Below are 23710 nucleotides of genomic sequence, written 5' to 3' on the forward strand. Positions count from 1 at the left end.
CTGCCGCAGCGGGCTTTTTTTCTGAATGCATCGGCCAACTCGCCGATCAGGCATCGACGCAAACGTTAGCGCAGCGTCGCCAGAGCACATCTCCCGTGCATGCAGTCGGGTGTGTGCCCGCCTTACCGGCAACGGACGAAAACGCCCGCATCGATAAAGCTAACGTCCAAAAATCTTCAATACCAAACGCATAAATCAGCGCAATAATACCAACTGCCTTTCCGGATGTGCTTACAACCGGATGAATTGCATAAAAGTTGTTCACGAAAGAAAACAAATGGAAAGGACTGCATCCACTTCTCGCCATACTGGTCGGCAACGGCCTCTCCCGTCAGGCAGAGAGAAGCAGGACGGCCGAGGCGGCTGTACACCTCGCGTCGAGCGCCCCCCCATGCCCCGATACGCGGGTCGGCGATTATCCGTTTGCCTTGCCGACCCGTTCCCGTGCTTGCCGGATTGGCAGGCGTTTTACCAAGGCAAACTGGCAATAAACAGGAGGATGTTGTGGATCCCTACATCGGAGAAATAAAGCTTTGCGCCTTTCCGATCGCCCCGAGAGGCTGGGCGTTCTGTAATGGCGCATTGCTCCCGATCAATCAGAATCAAGCCTTGTTTTCACTTCTGGGCACGCAGTACGGCGGCAACGGCACCACCAACTTTGCCTTGCCTGACCTGCGCGGCCGCACGCCGGTGCATCGCAACCCGGCCGACAACAACTACCAGCTAGGCAAGAGTGCAGGCCAGGAAACGGTGACGCTAACGACGGCGAACCTGCCGCCGCACACCCATACCTTCGCGGCATCCGGGCAGCCAGCCACGGCAGCGAACGCGGGCACGAGCGGCGATAGGCTGCTCGCGACCAGCAATCTGCACAGCGACACTGACCCCTCGGTCTCCGGCGCCGGCCCCAATCTGTACGCCAGCGCGGCCAATCTGACGGCACTGCAGGATGAAGCCTGCGGTGCAACCGGAACTGGCGAAGCCCGCAACAACATGCAGCCCTCACTGGTGATGAATTACATCATCTGCCTGAGCGGTATTTACCCGACCAGATCCTGAGGAGGCACCATGGCAGAACCATTTGTGGGTGAGGTACGGCTATTCGCTGGCAACTACGCGCCGGCGGGCTGGGTCTTTTGTCAGGGCCAGACACTTACGATCAATGAAAACGAGGTGCTGTTCACACTGATCGGCACTACCTATGGTGGCGACGGCGTCACCACCTTCTGCGTACCGAACCTGACCGGACAATTGCCGATCGGCCAGGGCCAAGGGCCGCAAACCAGCAACCGCGTCATCGGCCAGAAGCCGGGCGCCGAAAACGTGACCTTGACGCTGGCGCAACTGCCGGCACACAAGCACGTGCTGCAGGCCAGCAGTGACCCGGCCACCAGCGCCGGTGCCGATAACGGCTTCGCGCTGGCGACCGGTCCTGCCGCCTTCTACAACAGCGGCCTTGCCAATTTGCCGACCAAACAGTCGCTGGCACCGCAGGCGCTGAGCAGCACTGGCGGCAGTCAGCCGATCCCGAACCTGATGCCGACGCTGTCGATCAACTACATCATCGCTACGACGGGTTACTACCCGATGCAAGGCTGAGCGCGAGGAGCCAGAGACATGTCAGATCAGTACATCGGAGAAATCCGCATTTTTGGCTGTAATTACGCGCCGGCAGGCTGGGCGTTCTGCGACGGTCAGATTCTGCCGATTTCGCAGAACACTGCGCTGTTCACGCTCCTCGGGGCCACCTATGGCGGCGACGGCAAGACGACGTTCGCCTTGCCCGACCTCCGTGGCCTGGCGGTCACCGGCACGGTCGACAACCAGTCCGGTAAGCGCCGGGGCAGTGCGAGTGTCACGCTCACCGAGGCGAACATGCCGAATCACAGCCACACCGCGTATGTGGATATCGCCAGGCCGGCGTCGACGACGGCAGCGGGGCGTATGCCCGGCCGGTACTTTACCCCGAATAACGACACCTACATCGCGTCCGACAAGGCGGCGCCACTGACCGCGCTGGCACCGCAAGTCGTACAGGCCGTCGGCGGCGGCACGCCACACGAAAACCGCCAGCCCTATCAGGTGGTCAATTTCTGCATCGCCCTGCAAGGCGACTTCCCGCCCCGGCCGTAGCCGGATCACGGCCGGCAGCAACCGCTACCGGCCGCCCCTCTCCTGAGCATGGATCGTATGAACGCCTCGCTGGCCGCTCCCGCCCTGACGCTGGTGCATCCGCACTTGCGCTTGCGTGCGGTGACCGACGACGATCAGGCCTTCCTGCAACAGCTTTACGCGTCGACGCGCGTCGACGAGCTGAATGCGCTGGACTGGCAAGGCGCGCAGCGAGATGCCTTCGTGCAGATGCAGTTCTTCGCCCAGCAACGGGCGTACTTTGCCTACCCGGACGCGGCGTTCTGGCTGGTCCTGCATGACGAAACACCCATCGGCCGGCTTTACCTCCAGCACACCGACACCGCCTTGCGCATCATCGACTTGAGCTTGCTGCCCGAATGCCGCAACCGTGGTCTGGGGAGTGCGTTGCTCACCACCTGCTTCGCACACAACAAGCCAGTGCAATTGCACGTCGACAAACTGAACCCTGCATTTCAGCTCTACACCCGGCTCGGCTTCGTAACCATCGAGGACAAGGGCATCTACTTGCAACTGGAACGGCGTCCCGCCCCGTATTAGCACGGGCGAAAACAAAAAACCCCGCGGGATGGCGGGGCTTTTTGTGTCGGCACGGCTCAGAACGGAATATCGTCCTCGAAATCGTCGAAGCTGCGCTTCGGTGCCGGCGCGGCTTGCGGGCGCGCTGCCGGCGCAGCGGCCGGAGCCGGGGCGTAGCTCTGGTTGAAGTCGTCGTAACCACCGCCACCGCCTTGATCTGCTGGCGAGCCGCCGCCGCTGCCGGGACGGCCGCTGAGCATCTGCATCTGGTCGGCGATGATTTCGGTGGTGTAACGGTCGGCACCGGTCTGCTTGTCTTGCCACTTGCGCGTCTGCAGCTTGCCTTCGATGTAGACCGAGCTGCCTTTCTTCAGGTACTGGCTGGCGATTTCAGCCAGGCGGCGGTACATGGTGATGTTGTGCCACTCGGTTTTTTCCTGCTTCTGGCCGGACTTGTCCTTCCAGTTTTCGGTGGTGGCGATGCTGAAATTGCACACCGCGTCACCGTTGGGCAGGTAACGAACTTCCGGGTCGCGCCCGAGGTTGCCGATGATCAGCACCTTGTTCAAAGAAGCCATCAATGCGTCTCCATAATCAATTGTTTAGCCGCGCCTTCATCCCAGCCGTCCTGCATCACCTTGAGCAGGGCAACCCGCTCGTCCAGCAGCACGACGGCTTCGGAAACGCCGGCAATTCGTGAAAGTTTATCAGACAGCGCGGCCGGATCACCCTGCCATGCTTCGCCAATGTGAAAGAGTTGGGTCTTGACCGGTTTGGGCGCGCGCATCCGCCACGCCACCACCAGCCAGATGCCGACCAGCAGCGCCGACAGCGCGAACACCGGCGCCGGCGAATCGAACAACTGGTACAACCAGCCCGCCAAGGCCGAGCCAAGGAACATCGCGGCAGCCTGGCAGGTGTTATAGACCCCCATCGCCGTGCCCTTGGCATCGGCCGGGGCGATCTTGGAGATCAGGCTGGGCTGAATCGCTTCGAGCACGTTGAAGGCGATGAAGTACAGCCCCAGCCAGACCACGATCATCGTCAGGCTGGGCATATAGACCGTCATGCCCAGCTGCGCGCCGAACATCAGCGCAATCGCCCACAGGAATACCCGCTTGAGCTGGCGTTTCTTCTCGCCGTAGATCACCGCCGGCACCATCAGCACGAAGCTGAGCAGCACCACCGGCAGATACACCCACCAGTGCTGCGCCAGTGTCAGCCCGCCAATCTTGGTGAGCAGCAGCGGCAGCACGGTAAACATCGCCATCTGCGCCGCGTGCAGCGCGAACACGCCGTAATTCAGCCGCAACAATTGCGGGTCGCGCAGCACCGCCGGCAGACGGCTGGCCTTGGTCTCGGCGTCCGAATGAAAGCGCGATATCGTCGGCGTTGGAATCACCTTGGCCACACCGACGATCGCGGTGATCGCCAGCGCCGCCGTCAGCAAAAAAATCCCCGGCAGGCCGATCCACGCCGCCAGCTTCGGTGCGATCACCAGCGACACGGCGAAGGTGCCGGCGATGCTGGCACCGATCATCGCCATCGCCTTGGTACGATGCTCTTCCCGCGTCAGATCGGCCAGCAGCGCGGTAATCGCCGCCGAGATCGCCCCGGCGCCCTGCACCGCGCGGCCGACGATCAGCCAGCCGATGTGATCGGCCATCGCGCACATGATGCTGCCGAGTGCGAACAGCGCCAGGCCGATATAGATCACCTTTTTGCGGCCGACGTGGTCGCTCCACATCCCGAACGGCAGTTGCAGCAACGCCTGCGTCAGGCCATAGGCGCCGAAAGCCAGCCCGACCAGGGCATGATTCTCACCACCGGGCATGTGGCCGGCATAGACGGCGAACACCGGCAGGACCAGAAACATCCCCAGCATACGCAGGGCATACAGACCGGCCAGCCCGGAGGCGGCACGAAGTTCAAGCGGGGACATGGGCAGCAAGACAAAGCGAAAGAAGCGATTCTAACAAAGCTGACGGTCTCTCCGCTGTCGATGCACGATTGATCAGTTGTCGATATCACCGTACGCGCCGCCAAATGAACTCCGGTAAACTCAATGGTTGCCCTTCCCTTTCCACGAGCACGCCATGAGCTACCGCCCCGCTGACGCAGATACGCCGATGATCCGCATTCGCGGCGCGCGAACGCACAATCTCAAGAATGTCAGCCTGGATATTCCACGCGGCAAGCTCGTGGTGATCACCGGGCTCTCGGGCTCGGGCAAATCGTCGCTTGCCTTCGATACGCTCTATGCCGAAGGCCAGCGCCGCTACGTCGAATCGCTGTCGGCGTATGCGCGGCAGTTTCTGCAGCTGATGGAAAAGCCCGATGTCGATCTGATCGAGGGCCTGAGCCCGGCGATCTCGATCGAGCAAAAAGCCACCAGTCACAACCCGCGCTCGACCGTCGGCACCGTCACCGAAATTCACGACTACCTGCGGCTGCTGTTCGCCCGCGTCGGTACGCCGTATTGCCCCGATCACCAGTTGCCGTTGCAATCGCAAACGGTCAGCCAGATGGTCGACCACGTGCTGGCGCTGCCGGAAGACACCAAGCTGATGGTGCTGGCGCCGGTGATCGTCGGCAAGAAGGGCGAGAACCTCGACCTGTTCGACGAGCTGCGCGCGCAGGGTTTCGTGCGCGTGCGCGTCGACGGCGAAGTGTTCGAGATGGATGCAATCCCCAAGCTCGACAAGAACAAGAAGCACACCATTGAAGTCGTGATCGACCGGCTCAAGGTACGTGCCGATCTGAAGCAACGGCTGGCCGAGTCATTCGAGACCGCGCTGCGTCACGCCGACGGCCGCGCGATCGCGCTGGAGATGGATAGCGGCCAGGAACACTGGTTCTCGGCCAAGTTCGCCTGCCCGGTGTGTGCCTACAGCCTGCCCGAACTCGAACCGCGCTTGTTCTCGTTCAACAACCCGATGGGCGCGTGCCCCAAGTGCGACGGTCTCGGCCAGATCACCTACTTCGACCCGAAGCGCGTCGTCGCCCATCCGGAGCTGAGCCTTGCCGCCGGCGCGATCAAGGGCTGGGACAAGCGCAACCAGTTCTACTTCCAGATGCTCCTGAGTCTGGCCACGCATTACCAGTTCGACGTCAACACCCCGTGGGACGAACTCGGCGAAGCGGTACAGCAGGTGGTGCTGCACGGCTCGGGCCGTGACGAGATCGCCTTCACCTATATGAACGAGCGCGGCAGCAAGTTCGAACGCGTGCACGCCTTCGAGGGCATCATCCCCAATCTGGAGCGCCGCTATCGCGAAACCGATTCGTCGGCGGTGCGCGAAGAATTGGCCAAGTACCAAAATAACCAGTCGTGCCCCAGTTGCGGCGGCTCGCGGCTGCGGCGCGAAGCACGCCATGTGAAGGTCGGCACCGAGAACCTGCACACCATCGCCCAGATGGCGCTGCGCGATACCGCCGCTTATTTCAACGGCCTGCAACTTGAAGGCGCCAAGGGGCAGATCGCCGAAAAAATCGTCAAGGAAATCCGCGAACGGCTGGGTTTTCTGGTCAACGTCGGCCTCGATTACCTGAGCCTGGAGCGCAGCGCCGATACGCTCTCGGGAGGTGAAGCACAGCGGATTCGCCTCGCCAGCCAGATCGGCTCCGGCCTGACCGGGGTGATGTATGTGCTCGACGAACCATCGATCGGCCTGCACCAGCGCGACAACGACCGGCTGCTTGGCACGCTGCGGCGACTGCGCGATCTCGACAACAGCGTGATCGTGGTCGAGCACGACGAAGACGCGATCCGTGCCGCCGACTTCCTTATCGACATCGGCCCCGGCGCCGGCGTGCACGGCGGCGAAGTGATCGCCGCCGGCCATCCCGACGACATCATGAACGAACCGCGCTCGATCACCGGCCAGTTCCTCTCCGGTGCGCGCAAGATTGCCATGCCGGAGAAGCGCCGTGTTCCCGAACCGGATCGCTGGCTGACGCTGAAGGGCGCGCACGGCAACAACCTCAAGTACGTGAATCTGGCCTTGCCGGTCGGCTTGTTCGTTGCCATCACCGGCGTCTCGGGATCGGGAAAATCGACGCTGATCAACGACACGCTGTACGCGCTGGCAGCCAAGGAACTGAACGGCGCTTCGAGCGAGCCGGCACCATTCCACGAAGTCAACGGCCTTGATCACTTCGACAAGGTCATCAGCGTCGACCAGAGCCCGATCGGCCGCACCCCGCGCTCGAACCCGGCGACCTATACCGGGCTGTTCACGCCGATCCGCGAGCTGTTTGCCGGCGTGCCTTCGAGCCGCGAACGCGGTTACGGCCCGGGACGGTTCTCGTTCAACGTCAAGGGCGGCCGCTGCGAGGCCTGCCAGGGCGACGGCGTGCTCAAGGTCGAAATGCACTTCCTGCCCGACGTTTACGTGCCGTGCGATGTCTGCCACGGCAAGCGCTACAACCGCGAAACGCTTGAGGTTCAGTACAAGGGCAAGAACATCACCGAAGTGCTGGAGATGACCGTCGAGCAGGCGCTGGCGTTCTTCGAGGCGGTGCCGACGGTGGCGCGCAAGCTCAAGACGCTGATGGAAGTCGGCCTCGGTTATATCCGTCTCGGCCAGTCCGCGACCACGCTGTCCGGTGGCGAGGCGCAGCGGGTGAAGCTGGCGCTGGAGCTCTCCAAGCGCGATACCGGCCGCACGCTGTACATCCTCGATGAGCCGACCACCGGTCTGCACTTCCACGACATCGACCTGCTGCTGACCGTCTTGCAGCGGCTGTCGGCACACGGCAATACCGTGGTGGTGATCGAGCACAATCTGGATGTCATCAAAACCGCCGACTGGGTGATCGACCTCGGCCCCGAAGGCGGCGCCGGCGGCGGCCAGATCCTCGCCTGCGGCACGCCCGAAACCATCGCAGCCAATCCGGACAGCCATACCGGCCACTACCTGGCGAGGATGCTCAAACCCTGAGCCCGGCCTGGAGCCGCCAGCAGCCAATAACAAAGCCGCCCAAGGGCGGCTTTGTTATTGGCGAGCACACAATCAGCGCCCGCGTACCGGTGCCAGCTTATCCAGCCATTTCATCGCCGTCAGCCGCTGCTCCATATTGTTGCCATGCAGTAGCGCCTGTTCCAGCGCGCGATAGGCCGTATCCAGATCGCCTTGCGCCAGATAGCGCGCCACTTGCTGCAACTGCGGATCGTTACTGACGAAATCAGCCGGATCGACCTGATACTGCGCGGCGCTGGATCGCACCGGCCGCGGGTTGATCGGCGGGGTCATTGGCGCTTGCAGCTCGGACAAAGGCCCCAGCTGGAAATCGAGTTCGTCGATCGACGGCAAGGTCGGCACATCGTCATCATCGACCCGCGGCAGTTCTTCAACGACAGCGACCGACGCCGGCGGCGCCAGACCTGCGCCATGATGCATCGCCGCGGCAAAATCGAATGCGTCCATTGCATCGGTCGCCTCGGTCGCAACGATCGGCGCGGCCGCCGCATCCAGATCAAGCTGGTGATCAATGCTGTCATCCAGCGAGCGGTACAGCGGATTTTCGGCATCGACACGCTGACCGATCGCCTGCACCTGCTGCCACAGTGCATCACTGGCAAATTGCAGCCGGAATGCAACCGCCCTTTCCTGAAAAGGCTGCTTCATATCGTTCTGGCGATAGACATCGAACAGCTTCATCCACAAGGCCAGCGCCGTCGGATGTTGCTCTATTTCGTGGTTAAGCAGATTGATCGCCTGCTGGATCAGCCCATGATCGATCAGCAGTTGCGCTTCTTCGGACACATTGCCCGGCAACACCACATCGACTTCGTCGTTATGAAACTCGTTGGCGATCTGGCCGATATTCTGCATCAGCGTCGTCGCCCCCAACGAGGTACGGACTCGCTCGGGCTGTGGCGCCGTTATCGGGCGCATCAAGGTCTGGCCACCGCTATCGCGCGGGTGCGCCAGTGAAAACGCATCGCCGTAGTCCTGCTGGCGATTGCGCCAGCGCCAGGCCAGGAAGCCCAGAGGAATCACCAACAACGTCAGCAACCACCACGGCGAGACACCGCCACCGCTATCGCTGCTGCGGCGCGGCGTGGCCTCGCTGGCCCGCATGGACGGGTCGCCCTGGCGTACCGCGGTCAGTTGCTTCTCCAGCTGCGCCACCTGATATTTGAGCGCCATCAGCTGCGAGGTCTGATCGTCCGACGTCAGTACCAGCAAGCGCTCACGCAGCTTCAGGCGCTCCTCCGGAGACAGCTCGGATTCGCGCCCAAGATCAAGCACCGGCGCCGAAAGCTGCAATTTGAACTCGCCCCCGGCCGGTGACTGCGGCAAGGCAGGCACTGGCGCCAGCGGTTCCGGCACCGAAACACTCAGCGTATCGGTGACCGGCGCGATCGCCGGCAACTGCGTTGCGGCAGCCAGCTGGACAGGCACAACCGGTCTGGGCGTAACGACGGCATCGCTACGTGCCGGCAAGGCCAGCCGGGCATCCTCGGGCAGAGGCGCATCGAGCCCCTGCGGTAAATCCGGGTTGAGCTGATAAAGCGCGTCGACAAATCGTGCCCGCGCGGCACGATCGGCCGGAAAATAATGCCGGGCCAGACGCGCAACGGTGTCGCCATCGACCGCACGCCAGCTGCTGCCGAGCGGCGGATAACGCCGGGCGTCGCGCGCACTCGCGGATCGCTTCGCAACGGTCGGCGCAGCAGAATAATCGCGTGGGTCGATCAGTACGTTATAGCTGCGCTGAAATTGTGGTTGCTCGTCGTCACGGCATTGCAGACGCACGACCAATTGCAATACCGGCTCCTGCAAGGGCTCGGTACCGAGGATCAGCAACTCGCCGCGGCCACCCTCGCCCTGATAACGCAGACGCGCATTCACCAACGCGCTCATTTCGCCCGATGCGGAATCCGAAATCAGCCGGAAACAGCCCGTCCCCAGGTTCTCGCCCGCGTTCAGACGAACCGGAACGACACCTTCAAACCGCTCACCCAGCGCCGAGCGCACCTGCAAATCGCCCAAAGAGGCGGCCTGCACGCCCAGCGCCGGCAAGGCCAGCAAAAACGCGATCAAGTGCAAACGACAGTTAAACAATACTGAAACCATAGGGGTGATGATACTGGCAAGGGGCGTCGCTGCCCGCCTCAAACGATATCCAGGTGGTCGAATCCGCTCAGCACGTCTTTCTGCTTCGCGTCACTCCCGTTGAGCTTGATCTGCAAGCGCAGGTCATTGACCGAATCGGCATTGCGCAGTGCATCCTCGTAACTGATTTTGCCCGCCTCATGGAGATCGAACAGGCTCTGGTCGAAGGTCTGCATGCCGAGCTCGCGCGAGCGCTTCATGATTTCCTTGATCTCGTGCACGTCGCCCTTGAACACCAGCTCGGAAATCAGCGGGCTGTTGAGCATCACCTCAACCGCAGCCACACGGCCCTTGCCCGCACGATGCGGCACCAGACGCTGCGACACGAAAGCCTTGAGATTCAGCGACAAATCCATCAGCAACTGTGCCTTACGTTCTTCCGGGAAAAAGTTGATGATCCGATCCAACGCCTGATTGGCCGAGTTGGCATGCAGCGTCGCCATGCACAGATGGCCGGTTTCGGCGAAGGCGATCGCGTAGTCCATGGTTTCACGATCGCGGATTTCGCCGATCAGGATCACGTCCGGCGCCTGGCGCAACGTATTCTTCAGCGCAGCCATCCATGAATCGGTATCCACGCCGACTTCGCGCTGGGTGATGATCGAGCGCTTGTGCTCGTGCACATACTCGATCGGGTCTTCAATCGTGATGATGTGATCGTAGGCCGTCTCGTTGCGATGCCCGATCATTGCCGCCAGCGAGGTCGACTTGCCGCTGCCGGTACCGCCGACAAAGATCACCAGCCCGCGCTTGGTCATGGCGATGTCTTTCAATACCGACGGCAGGCCCAGCTCTTCGAGTTTGGGGATTTCGGAATTGATCGTCCGCAGCACCATGCCGACACGGCCTTGCTGCATGAAGGCATTGACGCGAAAACGCCCCAGGTTGCCCGGGCTGATGGCGAAATTGCACTCCTTGCTGCCTTCGAACTCCTCGGCCTGCCGATCATTCATGATCGCGCGCGCCAGCTCCTTGGTGTGCTGGGCCGAGAGCATCTGGTTCGACACCGGCGTGACCCGGCCATCGATCTTCATCGCCGGCGGAAAATCGGCGGTAATGAAAAGATCGGACGCATCCTTGGTTCGCATGTGCCGCAGCAAGTCATGCATGAATTTCGCGGACTGTTCTTTCTCCATGATCCTGCTCTTTTACGGCGATGAATTCCGCCTTGTGATGGTAGAGAAAAGGCCACCGCAGCGGCGGTGCCTCAGCCCTTGAAGTGATCCGGGCTGGCGGCCTTGGTTCGTGCTTCGGCCATCGACACGATATTACGCTGAACCAGACCCTGCAGACATTGATCCAGCGTCTGCATACCGTACTGCTGGCCGGTCTGAATCGACGAATACATCTGCGCGATCTTGTTCTCGCGGATCAGGTTACGAATCGCCGGAATGCCGATCATGATTTCGTGCGCCGCCACCCGGCCCTGGCCGTCCTTGGTTTTCAGCAGCGTCTGCGAAATCACCGCGCGCAGCGACTCGGACAGCATCGACCGGACCATCTCCTTTTCGGCAGCCGGAAACACATCGACAATCCGGTCGATGGTCTTGGCCGCGGTACTGGTGTGCAGCGTACCGAAGACCAGGTGGCCGGTTTCAGCCGCGGTCAGCGCCAGCCGGATCGTTTCCAGATCACGCATTTCGCCGATGAGGATGACATCCGGATCTTCCCGCAATGCACTGCGCAGCGCAGCGGAAAAGCTCATCGTATGCGGGCCGACTTCACGCTGGTTGATCAGGCACTTTTTCGATTGGTGTACGAACTCGATCGGATCTTCAACGGTCAGGATATGGCCGTATTCGTTCTCGTTGACGTAATTGAGAATCGCCGCCAGCGTCGTCGACTTGCCCGAGCCGGTCGGCCCGGTCACCAGCACCAGGCCGCGCGGGTTCTGGGCGATTTCGGTAAAGATCTTCGGTGCGTTAAGCTCTTCGAGCGTCAGCACCTTGGACGGAATGGTCCGGAAGACCGCACCGGCACCGCGCTGCTGCACGAAGGCGTTGACCCGGAAACGCGCCAGATTGGGGATCTCGAACGAGAAATCGCACTCGAGCGTGTCTTCATAGACCTTGCGCTGACCGTCGTTCATGATGTCATAGATCATGTCATGAACATCTTTGTGATCCATCGGCGGCAGGTTGATGCGCCGCACGTCGCCATGCACGCGAATCATCGGCGGCAGGCCGGACGACAGGTGCAAGTCGGATGCCTTGTTCTTGACGGCAAAGGCCAAGAGTTCAGAAATTTCCATTTATAATTTTGTCCTTCTGCTCTGGCAGATCCGAACGCTAGAAAAAGGCCGCAGAAAGAGGGCCAGATCAAGGCAAATCCATTATGGCAATGATGTTTGAAGCGTGGCAAGACGTGCTCCGGCGCATCGACGAAGAGGTTGTAAGCATCCAACGCCCGCGTGGTTCGGTCACACTGCTCGCGGTGAGCAAAACCTTTCCGGCCGACGCGGTTCGCACGCTCTATAACCATGGCCAGCGCGCCTTTGGCGAGAACTACGTGCAGGAGTTCGCCGACAAACGCGCGCAACTCGTCGATCTCGCCGATCTGGAGTGGCATTTCATCGGGCCACTGCAAAGCAACAAGACACGCAGCATCGCCGAAGGCGCCGATTGGGTCCATACCATAGACCGGCTCAAAATTGCCGAGCGTCTCTCGGCACAAAGACCGGATGCGCGAGGCGAACTCCAGGTCTGCATTCAGGTCAATGTGTCGGGCGAGGCCAGCAAATCCGGCGTGGCACCGGCCGATACCATCGCGCTGGCCGATGCACTGGTGAAATTGCCGCGGCTGAAACTGCGGGGGCTGATGTGTATCCCCGAGCCGACCGAAGACCGGGCGCGCTTGGCTGCGCAGTTTGCCGAGCTCCGGAGCTTGCAACAGGCGCTGAAGGCACGCGGTCACGCGCTGGATACGCTGTCGATGGGCATGTCGGCCGATCTGGAAACCGCCATTCGCGAAGGATCAACCATGGTTCGGGTCGGCAGCGCCATTTTTGGCCGCCGCGACGCGAAGCATTGAATCAACCCCAACAATAAACAGCCATTGCCGCAGGTCGGCGATGCAGACAAGGAGGATAGCAATGCGAATTACCTTTATCGGCGGTGGCAATATGGCGACCGCAATGATAGGCGGCATGGTTGCGCGCGGCTTTGCCGGCAGCGAAGTACACGTGGTCGAACCCGACGCCGACAAGCGCGCGCAGATGGCGGCCGAGTTCGGCGTCACCACCTCGGCGCCGGATGAAGCGCTGCCGGGCAGCGACGCTGTCGTGTTCGCGATCAAGCCGCAGCAGTTCCATGCCGTTGCCACCGCACTGGCGCCGCAACTGGGCGATGCACTGGTGGTCTCGATTGCCGCTGGCATCCGCTGCGATGCGATCAGCCGCTGGCTGGGGGGGACCGAACGCATTGTCCGGGTCATGCCAAATACACCGGCGCTGGTGCAAGCCGGCATTGCCGGCGCCTATGCCGCCCAAGCCGCCGGCGAAGCCGACCGGGCATTGGCGACACGCATTCTCGAATCAACCGGCGAGATGGTCTGGGTCGACCATGAAGCCGATCTTGACGGTATCACCGCCATTTCGGGCTCCGGCCCGGCCTATGTGTTCTTCTTTATCGAATCGCTGCAAGCGGCCGCACAGGCACAGGGCTTCGATGCCGAGACCGCGCGACGCCTCGCCTATCAGACCTTCGCCGGCGCCGTAAAACTGGCGCAGCAGAGCGATGACGACGTCGCGACCCTGAGGCAGAAGGTCACCAGCAAGGGCGGCACCACCGAGCGGGCGATCAATGCGCTGGAAGACAGCCAGGTGCGCAACGCCATCATCGCCGCAGCCGCTGCCGCTGCCGCCCGTTCAAAAGCGCTCGGCGACGAGCTCGGCCACGATAGCGAATAAGGGTTCCGCATGCTGACCAATACGCTCGCCTTCCTGATCCGCAATCTGGCGGAATTCTTCATCCTCTTGCTGCTGACACGTTTTTTCCTGCAAGCCGCCCGGGTTTCGTTCTCGCATCCACTGGGCCAGTTTGTACTCGTGTTGACGAGCTGGGCCGTGCTGCCGGTGCGCCGCTGGATCAAACCGGTCCGCGGCTACGACACCGCCAGCCTGCTGCTGGCATGGTTGACCGCGCTGCTGATGCACGGCCTGCTACTGGCGATCACGCCGTGGCCTTTCGTCTTCGGCACGCTGACCACTGCGCTGGCGCTGGCGCTGGTTGCCGTGGTCGAGCTCGTCAAGCTGTCCTTGTATCTCTTGTTTGCCGCGGTCATCGGCCAGGCACTGATGTCGTGGATTGCACCGCATAACCCCTTGATGCCGATCCTGAACGGGCTGACCAGCCCGTTCCTGAAGCCGCTGCGCCGGATCATTCCGCCGATCGGCGGTGTCGACATCACCCCGCTGATCCTGATTCTGGCGATCCAGCTGCTGTTGTCGGTATTCGTCGCCCAGATGGAGCCGGCGATTCTGCAGCACGTCAGCGTCGCCGCCTGAACGGGATGAACTGGTTCGAGCTTGGCGCCGGAACCGTGCTGCTGCGGCTGCATGTACAACCCGGCGCCAAGCGCACCGAAGTCGTTGGTCTGCACGGCGAGGCGCTCAAACTGCGCCTGGCCGCCCCGCCGATCGACGGCAAGGCCAATGCCCGCCTGATTGCCTGGCTGGCCGATGAATTCGCGGTGCCGCAGCGACAGGTCACACTCAAATCCGGCGCATCATCACGACAGAAAGTGCTCGTGATCCAAGACAGTGATCGCGACCCCGCCAGCCTGCTGGATGCCACGCCCAGCCGAGGATGACGGGAACCGCGACCGGGCGATCAGCGCCCGTCGATCCGGTGGTTCGGATTGGCGCGCGGATCAACCCGGCGATATTCGCCTTCGAGGATGTCGGGGGCAGCAGACGAAGGAACCTTTGCCTCGCCACGCCGTCCCCAAGGCAGCAACATCAAAACGGCGGCAATATCGCCAATGAAACCAGGCACGATGAACAGCACCGCGGCGATATAGTAGCGGGCGACCCAAAACAGGCTTTGCGGTGACAAGCGGCCACTTTTCAGATCGCTGACCAGCGACCACGCAACGGCGATACGATGATGGCGAAACATGCCGATGCCGATGAGCGCCGAGGCAATCAGCGCAATAAACGTCCAGCCGGCGCCGATCCAGTCGGCCATCATCACCAGCGAGGCGATCTCGGCCAGCGGATAAACAATAAAGGCGAGAAACAGGTAAGGCATGAATACTCCTGATAAAACGGCCACGTCGCACAGCGCCGTGGTTGTGATCTGTAATTGCCCCGATGAGGCGGTGGCCGAGCGGCTGGCCACGGGCTTGATCGAAGCGCGGTTGGCAGCCTGCGTCAACCGGCTGGCGCCGGTACGCTCGACCTACCGCTGGGAAGGCAGAATCGAAACCACCGAAGAAGTTCCGCTGTTGGCAAAAACCACGCTCGCCGCCTATCCGGCGCTGCAAGCCTGGTTAACCGAACAGCACCCCTACGAGGTGCCGGAAATCATCGCCTTGCCGCTGGTTGCCGGCTTGCCCGCTTATATGGCATGGCTAGCCGCGGAGGTTCATCCTTGATGTTACGCCTCTTGCTATTGGCCGGCACCCTGCTGGCAATGCTCACCTCCTTCGCCCGTGCCGAGACGCCGTCGCTGCTGTCGCCGGATCAGGCGTTTCGCGCGCAGCTGGTGGTCACCGCCGACGGCAGCTATGCCGTGCACTTCAACGTCGAACCCGGTTACTACCTTTACCGCGACCGCTTCGCCTTCACGTCCGAGCCGGCCACGCCACTCCAGCCGGTCTTCCCCAAGGGCGAACTCAAGGACGATCCGAGCTTCGGCCGGGTCGAGGTATTCAAACACAACGTCACGGTGACGCTGCAGGGCAAGCCACCGGCCGGGACGGCGATCAAGGCACGCTTTCAGGGCTGCGCCGACGTCGGCGTCTGTTACCCGCCGCAAACCGTGTTGCTACGGCCCGGCGAAAATCGTGACGGCGGTGTCGATGCGCTGTTCGGCGCCAGCAGCGATAGCTCCGGAGGCGGTACATCCGGAGGGTCGGCCGGATGGGGCGACGCCGGCTACTTCAGCGGCAGCAAGATCACCACCATCGCGCTGTTTTTCATTGCCGGCGTCGGCCTGGCGCTCACCGCGTGCATGTACCCGCTACTGCCCATCCTTTCCAGCATCGTGCTCGGGCCGGGGAGTTCGGGACGCGGGCGGGCGCTGTGGCTATCGGCGGTTTATGTTCAGGGGCTGGCACTGACCTATACGCTGGTCGGCGTTGCGGCGGCGCTAACCGGTACGCTGTTGACGGTCTGGCTGCAGCAACCGTGGGTCATCGGCGCCTTTGCGTTGTTCTTCGTCGCCATGGCGACGGCGATGTTCGGCGGCTATCAGCTACAACTGCCGGGCAGCTGGCAAAGCCGGCTCAGCCATCTGGCCAGCCGCCTGCCCGGTGGCCACACTGGCCCGGTTTTTGTCATGGGCGCGCTGTCGGCGCTGATCGTCGGCCCTTGCGTTGCACCGCCACTCGCCGCCGCGCTCGCCTATCTCGGCCAGCGGGGTGATGTCGTACTGGGCGGAGGCGCGCTGTATGCGCTGGCGCTCGGCATCGGCACACCGCTGCTGATCGTCGGCGCAGCCGGTAGCGCCGTGCTGCCGCGCCTGTCCGGCAAAACCATGCAGCGGATGAAAATGGTCTTCGGCGTCGTGATGCTCGGCATGGCGATCTGGATTGCCCGCCCACTGTGGCAAAGCTGGCTGCCGGGCGAGCATGCCATTGCGTTCGAGCCGGTGCGCAGCGTTGCCGAGCTGCAGGACAAAGTGGCCGCCGCGCGTGGCAAACCGGTGATCGTCGATTTTTATGCCGACTGGTGCATCAGCTGTATCGAGTTCGAACGGGAAACCCTGTCCGATCCACGCGTCCAGACGGCGCTCGACGGCTTCGTGCGACTACGCGCCGATGTCACCCAGAACACCGCAGCAGATGCAGCATTACTGAAGCATTTCGGTCTGTACGGCCCGCCGGCGCTGCTTTTCTATAATGCGGAAGGCCAATTGTTACGCCAACGCGTGATCGGCTTCCAGAATGCTGACGCTTTCCTCGCCACGCTGAACACCGTTCAAGGAACACCATGACGCTACGCCCCGCCCTGTTCGCTCTGGCTTCGCTGACTTTCATCGCATTGACGCCGCTCGCGCACGCCGGCGGCGGTTTTTTCGACGCCGAGCTCAAAGACCTGAACGGCAAGCCGCAAAAGCTGACCACACTGCGCGGCACCCCGCTGGTGGTCAACTACTGGGCCACGTGGTGCTCGCCGTGCCGTGAAGAAATTCCGGAGTTTGTCGCCCTGTCGAAAAAATACGCCGGCAAGGTACGTTTTGTCGGCATTGCCATTGACGACGCCAAGGCGGTGAGCGATTTCGTCAAGCAATACAAGGTTGGCTATCCCACACTGGTGGGCGAAGCCGATGCGATGGCATTGATGAAGACAGAGGGCAATACCATCGGCGCGCTGCCCTACACGGTGATCTACGACAGTCAGGGCAAGCGGGTCTCGACGACGACCGGCCGTCTCAGCGGCGACAAGCTTGAGGCGATGCTGAAAAAGCTGCGCTAAAAAACGTCGGATTTATTTGGAGAAGCCGCAGAACACATCACGCAGCAGCTCGACCAGCTCGAGCGTGCGGATGTCGCCGACGCGATAAAACACGCGGTTGGCGTCCTTGCGGGTGCGCAGCACGCCCTTTTCGCGCATCAGTGCCAGATGCTGCGAAATATTCGACTGCGTTGTTCCCACCGCATCGACGATGTCTTGCACGCTGACTTCATTTTCGCCGAGCACGCAGAGAATCTTCAGGCGCAGAGGATGTGACATCGCCTTCATGGCACGCGACGCTTGCTGGATATGCTCGTCGCTCATTGATTCTGGATGATGGAGCATGGCGGTAGGCTGTGTTCTAGGCGGATCGGCGCGGCCGAAGGCAGGAATTGTGACGACGGCAAAACGAAGCCATTGCGGTAGAATAGTACCGATATTTGGAACCCAACCGCAACGTTAGCTTACAGCTTCGTCGCGGTTTTGCCTAAAGGTACTACCAAGATGACGCAAGCGAACGCTACCGCATCGGTCAAACCGGTCCTGCTGCTGATCCTCGATGGCTACGGTTACCGTGAAGAAATCCAGGACAACGCCATCGCGGCGGCCAAGAAGCCCAACCTCGATCGTCTCTTCGCGCAGTACCCGTGGACAACGATCAATGCCTCCGAGCAGTTTGTCGGCTTGCCCGACGGCCAGTTCGGCAATTCCGAAGTCGGCCATCTGAATATCGGCGCCGGACGCGTACTGCTGCAAGACATCAGCCGTATCGACGTCGATGTCGCCGCCGGCACGCTGGGCCAGACCCCGGTGTTCGCCGAGGCCATTGAAAAAGCCAAGACCACCGGCAAAACCCTGCACATCATGGGACTGGTTTCCGACGGCGGCGTACATGCGCACGAAGCGCACATCCACGCGCTGATCAAGGATGCCGCTGCCGCCGGCGTCAAACAGATTGATGTGCACGCCTTCCTTGATGGCCGTGATACCCCGCCGCGCAGCGCCGAGTCCTACCTGGAAAAGCTGCAGCGCGTCTGTGACGACGCCAAGGTCGCACGCATTGTCGGCATCGTCGGTCGTTACTGGGTGATGGATCGCGACAAGCGCTGGGAACGCGTCGAACCGGCGTATAACCTCCTCGTTGACGGCAAGGGCCTGCATCATGCCGACAGCGCGCTCGACGGCCTCAATGCCGCGTATGCACGCAACGAGAACGACGAGTTCGTCGGCGCCACCAGCATCGGCGCGCCGGCGCGAATGGAAGATGGCGATATCGTCATCTTCATGAATTTCCGTGCCGACCGCGCCCGCCAGATCGCCGTCGCCCTCACCGACGCGGCATTCGACGGCTTTGCCCGTTCCCGCGTCGTCCAGTTCGGCCTCTTCTGTACCGCGACACGCTACGCCGAAAGCTACCCCTTCCCGGCCGCGTACGAGAAAGAGAAGGTCAAGAACAGCTTTGGCGAATACGTCGGTTCGCTTGGGCTGAAACAGCTGCGTATCGCCGAAACCGAGAAATACCCGCACGTCACCTACTTTTTCTCGGGCGGTGAAGAGAACGAATTCCCGGGCGAAGATCGCATCCTGGTGCCGAGTCCCAAGGTCGCCACTTACGATCTGCAGCCGGAAATGAGCGCGCTCGAAGTGGCCGACAAGATCGTCGCCGCGATCGAATCGCAACAGTACGCAGCGATCATCTGCAACCTCGCCAATGGCGATATGGTGGGTCACACCGGCATTTTCGATGCCGCGGTCAAGGCGGTAGAAACGCTCGATGTCTGCGTCGGCAAGTGCGTTGAAGCCATGCAGAAAATCGGTGGCGAAGTGCTGATCACCGCCGACCACGGCAACTGCGAACTGATGTACGACAAGGATGCGCACCAGCCGCACACCCAGCACACCACCGACGTCGTGCCTTTCGTCTACGTCGGCCGCAAGGCCACGATGGCGCCACGCGGTAGCGGTGCCTTGCGCGATATCGCCCCGACGATGCTCGCGCTGATGGGTTTGCCGCAACCGGTGGAAATGACAGGTCATTCACTCGTCGAGCTCGCCTGATCGCATGCTGCGCCGCGCGCTTACCCTGACCCTGCTGCTTTCGACCGGCGCTTTTGCGGCGCCGGCCGAGCCTGTTTCCCGCCAGCAAAGCACCGAAAAGCAGCAGGAGCTCAAGGCACTGCGCGGCCAGATCAATACGCTCAAGAAAGAACTGGCCGGTACCGAGTCGGACCGGCGTGAAGCCAGTGATGCGCTCAAGGACTCGGAGTCGGCGATCTCGGATGCCAACCGCATTCTCAATGATCTGGGCACTCAACGCTCGCTGACCAGTAGCGAACTGGCCAAGCTCGAGAGCGATATCGCCACCATTCGCAGCCGCATCGGTCAGAGCCAGCAACGGCTGGCACGGCTGATCAAGACCCGCTACAAAAGCGGCGAACTTGAAGCCTGGCGCCTGCTGCTGAACCAGCAGGATCCCAACCAGGTTAACCGCACGCTTGGCTACTACCGCTACCTGGTCGCTGCGCAGCAAGCCCTGGCGTATCAGCTGGAAGCCCAGCTGGCCGAACTGGACCAGCTCGCCGGCGAGATTCGCGACAAACAGGCCGAGCTGGCCACGATGAGTCTGGAAAAGCAGAAACAGAAATCGCGACTGCAATCCGAGCAAAGCAACCGCAAGGCGCTGGTTGAACAGCTCTCGACCGAGATCGGCAATCAACGCGGTCAGATCCAGAAACTCAGCGCCGACGAAACACGCATCACCGGCCTGATCGATCGCCTCAATGCGCTGATCAAGAAACAGGAAGCCGAACGCGCCCGACAACAAGCGAAGAAACGCGCCGATGCCATCGCGCGCGCCAAGGCCGTTCGCGAGGCCAACGCCCGCGCGGCCACGCAAGCCAAGAACGAGGGCAAACCAGCGCCCAAGCCAACGCCGGAACCCAAGGCCGAGATCAACGACGACGTGCCGGATGCCAGCTTTTCGGGCAAGGCGTTTGCTTCGCTCAAGGGCAAGCTGAAACTGCCGGCCAAGGGTGAAATCATCGGCCGCTACGGCGCGCAGCGCTCTGAAGGCACCAACTGGAAGGGCGTGATGATCAAGGCCACGCCGGGCCAAGCGGTGCACGCCGTCGCCAGCGGCCGCGTGGTCTTTGCCGACTGGTTGCGCGGCTTTGGCAACCTTGTCATCGTCGAGCACGGCGGCGGTTATATGAGCCTCTATGCCGGCAACGAAGCCTTGCTCAAGCGCGTCGGCGACAGCGTCAATGCCGGGGACAATATCGCCACCAGTGGCAACACCGGTGGCATGGCGGATTCCGGTGTATATTTTGAACTCAGACAGAATGGCCGCCCGCTCGACCCGCTGAGCTGGGTAGGCTAACCCCTCTCTCCCGGATAAAAAAAGCCCCCTCACGATGAAGCAAAAACTGCAGAAACTGGGTCTCCTTTGCGTCGGTGCCAGCCTCGGTGTCGCCGTTTCGCTCTCGTTCAACGCCGTCGCCGACAAGGATGCCAACACCAATCCCTTGCCGATTGACGAGCTGCGGGCATTCTCGACCGTGTTCGGTCTGATCAAGCAGAACTACGTCGAACCGGTTGAAGACAAGAAACTGATTTCCGAAGCAATCAAGGGCATGGTCTCGGGGCTCGACCCGCACTCGACCTACCTTGACGCCAAAGACTTCAAGGACCTGCAGGAAACCACCCAGGGTGAGTTCGGCGGTCTCGGCCTTGAAGTGAACATGGAAGACGGCCTGGTCCGCATCGTTTCGCCGATCGAGGACTCGCCGGCCGACAAGGCGGGCATCAAGGCCGGCGATTTCATCGTCAAGATCGATGACACCCAAGTACAAGGGATCTCGCTCACCGACGCCGTTAGCAAAATGCGCGGCAAGGCCGGCAGCAGCGTGACGCTGACCATCTTGCGCAAGGGCGCAGCCAAGCCGCTGGTACTGACGCTCAAACGCGCAGTTATTCAGGTGCAGAGCGTCAAGTTCAAGCTGGCCGAACCGGACTACGGTTATATCCGTGTCACCCAGTTTCAGGAGCGCACGACCGAAACCCTCGCCAAGGCGATCGAGACGCTCTACAAGGACAACAAGACGCCGCTGAAGGGCATCGTGCTCGACCTGCGCAACGATCCGGGTGGCCTGCTGAACAGCGCCGTCGGCGTCTCTGCCGCCTTCCTGCCCAAGGGTGCGCTGGTTGTTTACACCGAAGGCCGCAGCGCCGACGCCAAGATCCGCCTGACCGCGGAACGCGAAAACTATCTGCGTCCCGGCAACAAGGGCGACTATCTGACCGGCCTGCCCAAGGACATCAAGAACGTTCCGCTGGTGGTACTGGTGAACGGTGGCTCGGCATCGGCATCGGAAATCGTCGCCGGCGCATTGCAGGATCACAAACGAGCGCTGGTCGTCGGCACGCAATCGTTCGGCAAAGGCTCGGTGCAAACCATTCTGCCGATCGACGCCAAGTCTGCGGTCAAGCTCACCACCGCGCGCTATTACACGCCGAATGGTCGCTCCATCCAGGCCAAGGGCATCACGCCGGACATCGAGATCGAAGAAGCCACGCTCAACGGCCGCGAAGACAACGGCCTGCGCATTCGCGAAAGCGATCTTGAGCACCATCTGGACAATCCAAGCGACAAGGGCGGCAAGAGTGATGCATCCAAGCCCAAGGCCGTGATCCGGCCGAAGGCGACGCTGCCGAAGCTTGAAGCCAGCGAAGCGGAAGCCGACAGCCCGCGCGAACTGGTATCCAAGAAGGATTACCAGCTGCAACAGGCATTCAACGTGCTCAAGGTGCAGCAGTTGCTGCAGCAGAAGGATCAGCCCAAAGCAGATACCGCGGCCAAACCCAAGGCTGCGAACGGCAAGTAAGCCGCTCCAGAAACCCCGCCACCGGCGGGGTTTTTTCTTGCCCCGCACGCCGCCGCGTGCAATTGCCGGCCCTCACGCCTAAAGTAGGATCGAGTGGGAGGAGATCGCCATGCCCGACAGTATCTTCAAGCATCACGACATTGTTTTCAGCGCCGAGCCTGCCGATCAGCCGGAGCATGCTGCGGTCGCGCTCTCACATCTTGCGAGCGTGAGCGCGCAGGCCAGCAATAGCGGGCACCGCGTCAAGGTCGTTTACCCGATTACCGATTACACGCTGGCCGGCTTGGAAACATATTTGCAAGCCGGCGGCTTTGTGCTTGATTCAAGCGCCCTGCAACGCCTCAGGCGAACGCTGGCTCATTACGCCGACGACGTCGAACGCGATAATCTCAGCATCCCCGAGTACAACGTCAAAACGCGCGAAATGTATGTGCGCATGTGGGCGCATCACCTGCACGGCGATCAGGACGATACGCCGGAAGAACTGCGCCATTACTTCTAACAGTCGGAGCCGACATCGCCTGCATTGCTGCGTTGGCGCAAGCGGCAGCCCAGCCGGGCGCGGTTATACTGGCCACTCCGCATTTTTTGCCCGCAACGTCATGAGCCATTGCCCAACCCGCAACGCCGAACTCGACGACAGCGCCTTGCTGCGCTACAGCCGCCACATCCTGCTTGATGAAATCGGTGTCGAAGGTCAGCAAGCGCTCTCCAGCAGCCATGCACTGGTGATCGGTGCCGGCGGGCTCGGTTCACCGGCGCTGCTTTACCTCGCCAGTGCCGGCGTCGGCAGCATCACCATCGTCGATGATGACGCAGTTGACCTGACCAATCTGCAACGGCAAATCGCCCATACCGAGTCGCGTATCGGCGTTAACAAGGCCAAGTCGGCGGCCGAAGCGATGCGCGCGCTCAATCCACAGATCGGCGTCCATGCCGTATCCGAGCGTGCCGATGCTGCCCGCTTGGCCGAACTCGTCGCGAACGCCGATGTCGTGCTCGACTGTTGCGACAATTTCGCCACCCGCCATGCCGTCAACCGCGCCTGCGTCGCCGCACGCGTGCCGCTGGTGTCGGGCGCGGCGGTTCGCTTCGACGGCCAACTGACGACCTTCGACGCGCGCGAACCGGGCAATCCCTGCTATCACTGCCTGTTTGGAGAGGAAGGCGATGCTTCGGATGGCCCGTGTGCCACTTTCGGTGTTTTCGCGCCGCTGACCGGCATCATCGGTGCGGCGCAGGCGGCCGAGGCGCTCAAGCTGCTGATCGGCCTGCCCACGCTGATCGGCCGATTGCAGTTATTCGATGCCCGCAGCATGCAATGGCGCGAGATGAAATACCGCCAAGATCCGGCCTGCCCGGTCTGCGGCGCGACGCATTGATGTACGAATACGGGTTTTCCCGCATTTCAAGCC

The 23710-nt window shown here is 61.8% G+C and carries 24 protein-coding genes; 17 read left to right on the forward strand and 7 right to left on the reverse strand.

Annotated features, from left to right (window positions below):
• The first annotated feature begins 504 nt into the window (after positions 1-504).
• From JLC71_RS09875 to JLC71_RS09890, 4 genes are read left to right on the forward strand one after another with little or no spacing between them, the layout of a single operon-like run.
• The gene (locus JLC71_RS09875) at positions 505-1059 is read left to right on the forward strand and encodes a phage tail protein (protein ID WP_200915257.1); all 555 of its coding nucleotides are present in this window, start codon (positions 505-507) and stop codon (positions 1057-1059) included.
• 9 nt (positions 1060-1068) lie between these two features.
• A complete protein-coding gene (locus JLC71_RS09880) occupies positions 1069-1599 on the forward strand; it encodes a phage tail protein (protein WP_200915258.1) in 531 nt (176 codons plus the stop codon).
• An 18-nt stretch (positions 1600-1617) separates the two neighbouring features.
• A complete protein-coding gene (locus tag JLC71_RS09885) occupies positions 1618-2133 on the forward strand; it encodes a phage tail protein (protein ID WP_200915259.1) in 516 nt (171 codons plus the stop codon).
• 57 nt (positions 2134-2190) lie between these two features.
• On the forward strand, positions 2191-2691 hold the full coding sequence (locus JLC71_RS09890; protein ID WP_200915260.1) for a GNAT family N-acetyltransferase: 501 nt from the start codon (positions 2191-2193) through the stop codon (positions 2689-2691).
• 56 nt (positions 2692-2747) lie between these two features.
• On the opposite strand, the gene JLC71_RS09895 is transcribed toward JLC71_RS09890, so the two are convergent.
• A complete protein-coding gene (locus JLC71_RS09895; protein WP_200915261.1) occupies positions 2748-3248 on the reverse strand; it encodes a single-stranded DNA-binding protein in 501 nt (166 codons plus the stop codon).
• Positions 3248-4612, reverse strand: a complete 1365-nt coding sequence (locus JLC71_RS09900) for an MFS transporter (protein WP_200915262.1) — start codon at positions 4610-4612, stop codon at positions 3248-3250. Before JLC71_RS09900 ends, JLC71_RS09895 begins: the two co-directional genes overlap by 1 nt.
• Before the next feature lie 154 nt (positions 4613-4766).
• Here JLC71_RS09900 and uvrA point away from each other — a divergent pair, with 154 nt between their 5' ends.
• Positions 4767-7613 carry an excinuclease ABC subunit UvrA gene (gene uvrA / locus JLC71_RS09905; protein WP_200915263.1) on the forward strand — a complete coding sequence of 949 codons (2847 nt, stop codon included), beginning with the start codon at positions 4767-4769 and terminating at the stop codon, positions 7611-7613.
• A gap of 72 nt (positions 7614-7685) precedes the next feature.
• Here uvrA and JLC71_RS09910 read toward each other — a convergent pair whose 3' ends face one another.
• The 3 genes from JLC71_RS09910 to JLC71_RS09920 all read right to left on the reverse strand — a co-directional run bounded on the left by JLC71_RS09910 (position 7686) and on the right by JLC71_RS09920 (position 12045).
• Positions 7686-9722 carry a type IV pilus assembly protein FimV gene (locus JLC71_RS09910; protein ID WP_200915264.1) on the reverse strand — a complete coding sequence of 679 codons (2037 nt, stop codon included), beginning with the start codon at positions 9720-9722 and terminating at the stop codon, positions 7686-7688.
• Positions 9723-9793: 71 nt separating this feature from the next.
• Entirely contained in the window at positions 9794-10930 is a 1137-nt protein-coding gene (locus JLC71_RS09915) for a PilT/PilU family type 4a pilus ATPase (RefSeq protein WP_305066867.1), read from the reverse strand.
• A 71-nt stretch (positions 10931-11001) separates the two neighbouring features.
• Positions 11002-12045 (reverse strand): type IV pilus twitching motility protein PilT, encoded by a 1044-nt coding sequence (locus JLC71_RS09920; protein WP_200915265.1) that lies wholly within the window; start codon positions 12043-12045, stop codon positions 11002-11004.
• 92 nt (positions 12046-12137) lie between these two features.
• Here JLC71_RS09920 and JLC71_RS09925 point away from each other — a divergent pair, with 92 nt between their 5' ends.
• From JLC71_RS09925 to JLC71_RS09940, 4 genes are all read left to right on the forward strand, one after another.
• The gene (locus tag JLC71_RS09925; protein WP_236251041.1) at positions 12138-12824 is read left to right on the forward strand and encodes a YggS family pyridoxal phosphate-dependent enzyme; all 687 of its coding nucleotides are present in this window, start codon (positions 12138-12140) and stop codon (positions 12822-12824) included.
• Between the two features lie 61 nt (positions 12825-12885).
• Positions 12886-13701, forward strand: a complete 816-nt coding sequence (proC, locus tag JLC71_RS09930; RefSeq protein WP_200915267.1) for a pyrroline-5-carboxylate reductase — start codon at positions 12886-12888, stop codon at positions 13699-13701.
• 9 nt (positions 13702-13710) lie between these two features.
• The gene (locus JLC71_RS09935) at positions 13711-14298 is read left to right on the forward strand and encodes a YggT family protein (protein WP_200915268.1); all 588 of its coding nucleotides are present in this window, start codon (positions 13711-13713) and stop codon (positions 14296-14298) included.
• A gap of 5 nt (positions 14299-14303) precedes the next feature.
• On the forward strand, positions 14304-14603 hold the full coding sequence (locus JLC71_RS09940) for a DUF167 domain-containing protein (RefSeq protein WP_200915269.1): 300 nt from the start codon (positions 14304-14306) through the stop codon (positions 14601-14603).
• A 20-nt stretch (positions 14604-14623) separates the two neighbouring features.
• Here the strand turns inward: JLC71_RS09940 and JLC71_RS09945 are convergent, their stop codons facing one another.
• Positions 14624-15043: an FxsA family protein gene (locus JLC71_RS09945; RefSeq protein WP_200915270.1), complete on the reverse strand. Its 420-nt coding sequence runs from the start codon at positions 15041-15043 to the stop codon at positions 14624-14626.
• On the opposite strand from JLC71_RS09945, the gene cutA reads away from it, so the two are divergent.
• Genes cutA through JLC71_RS09960 form a run of 3 tightly spaced genes read left to right on the forward strand, consistent with a single transcriptional unit; the run spans position 15042 to position 17433 of the window.
• The gene (cutA, locus tag JLC71_RS09950) at positions 15042-15389 is read left to right on the forward strand and encodes a divalent-cation tolerance protein CutA (protein ID WP_200915271.1); all 348 of its coding nucleotides are present in this window, start codon (positions 15042-15044) and stop codon (positions 15387-15389) included. The two genes, JLC71_RS09945 and cutA, sit on opposite strands and share 2 nt — an antisense overlap.
• Positions 15389-16951 (forward strand): protein-disulfide reductase DsbD, encoded by a 1563-nt coding sequence (gene dsbD / locus JLC71_RS09955; RefSeq protein WP_236251042.1) that lies wholly within the window; start codon positions 15389-15391, stop codon positions 16949-16951. Before cutA ends, dsbD begins: the two co-directional genes overlap by 1 nt.
• On the forward strand, positions 16948-17433 hold the full coding sequence (locus JLC71_RS09960) for a TlpA family protein disulfide reductase (RefSeq protein ID WP_200915273.1): 486 nt from the start codon (positions 16948-16950) through the stop codon (positions 17431-17433). Before dsbD ends, JLC71_RS09960 begins: the two co-directional genes overlap by 4 nt.
• 12 nt (positions 17434-17445) lie before the next feature.
• On the opposite strand, the gene JLC71_RS09965 is transcribed toward JLC71_RS09960, so the two are convergent.
• Complete coding sequence (locus JLC71_RS09965; protein WP_189461551.1) at positions 17446-17736, reverse strand: ArsR/SmtB family transcription factor; 291 nt, start codon at positions 17734-17736, stop codon at positions 17446-17448.
• Between the two features lie 180 nt (positions 17737-17916).
• On the opposite strand from JLC71_RS09965, the gene gpmI reads away from it, so the two are divergent.
• The 5 genes from gpmI (at position 17917) to JLC71_RS09990 (ending at position 23677) form a co-directional block, all read left to right on the forward strand.
• The gene (gpmI, locus tag JLC71_RS09970; RefSeq protein ID WP_200915274.1) at positions 17917-19470 is read left to right on the forward strand and encodes a 2,3-bisphosphoglycerate-independent phosphoglycerate mutase; all 1554 of its coding nucleotides are present in this window, start codon (positions 17917-17919) and stop codon (positions 19468-19470) included.
• 4 nt (positions 19471-19474) lie between these two features.
• Positions 19475-20791 carry a peptidoglycan DD-metalloendopeptidase family protein gene (locus tag JLC71_RS09975; RefSeq protein WP_200915275.1) on the forward strand — a complete coding sequence of 439 codons (1317 nt, stop codon included), beginning with the start codon at positions 19475-19477 and terminating at the stop codon, positions 20789-20791.
• 34 nt (positions 20792-20825) lie between these two features.
• A complete protein-coding gene (locus JLC71_RS09980) occupies positions 20826-22295 on the forward strand; it encodes a S41 family peptidase (protein WP_200915276.1) in 1470 nt (489 codons plus the stop codon).
• Between the two features lie 109 nt (positions 22296-22404).
• Positions 22405-22797: a hypothetical protein gene (locus tag JLC71_RS09985; RefSeq protein ID WP_200915277.1), complete on the forward strand. Its 393-nt coding sequence runs from the start codon at positions 22405-22407 to the stop codon at positions 22795-22797.
• Positions 22798-22897: 100 nt separating this feature from the next.
• Positions 22898-23677: a HesA/MoeB/ThiF family protein gene (locus JLC71_RS09990; protein ID WP_200915278.1), complete on the forward strand. Its 780-nt coding sequence runs from the start codon at positions 22898-22900 to the stop codon at positions 23675-23677.
• Positions 23678-23710 lie beyond the last annotated feature (33 nt).

Source organism: Jeongeupia sp. HS-3, from assembly GCF_015140455.1.
In the GTDB taxonomy this organism is placed as follows: Bacteria; Pseudomonadota; Gammaproteobacteria; order Burkholderiales; family Chitinibacteraceae; genus Jeongeupia.